This window comes from Chryseobacterium candidae (assembly GCF_004916905.1).
GTDB lineage: Bacteria > Bacteroidota > Bacteroidia > Flavobacteriales > Weeksellaceae > Chryseobacterium > Chryseobacterium candidae.
In genome coordinates this window covers 1-408 of record NZ_SDLV01000039.1, presented here as the reverse complement: position 1 = coordinate 408, position 408 = coordinate 1, and the positions used below count along the sequence as shown (strand labels likewise).

Below are 408 nucleotides of genomic sequence, written 5' to 3'. Positions count from 1 at the left end.
AAAACCAGCGGATGTGGTGTAATTGGTAGCCACGCCAGACTTAGGATCTGGTGCCGTGAGGCGTGGGGGTTCGAGTCCCTTCATCCGCACTTTTCTAAAAATACTTTTAGAATTATTAAGAAGGTTGGAACCTGTGGTTCGAATCTTTTTTTTTGCCCACACCATGCCCTGGTGGTGGAACTGGTAGACACGCAGGACTTAAAATCCTGTGTCCGCAAGGACGTACGGGTTCAAGTCCCGTCTGGGGTACAAGACCCTCTGTAATATCTTACGGAGGGTTTTTTGTTTTAATAGAGAGCGTTCTTTAAATAAAAATCTTATATTTGTAAGAAATCAGGTTGAATCTGAGTATTCAGATCAGCAAAACCAGCGGATGTGGTGTAATTGGTAGCCACGCCAGACTTAGGA

Annotated in this window: 2 tRNA genes; both read left to right on the top strand. The window is 44.6% G+C overall.

Annotation, left to right across the window (positions count from 1 at the left end):
* The first annotated feature begins 7 nt into the window (after positions 1 to 7).
* Positions 8 to 89, top strand: a tRNA-Leu gene (locus EK417_RS16640).
* Positions 90 to 165: 76 nt separating this feature from the next.
* Positions 166 to 249 (top strand) — tRNA-Leu (locus EK417_RS16635).
* Positions 250 to 408 lie beyond the last annotated feature (159 nt).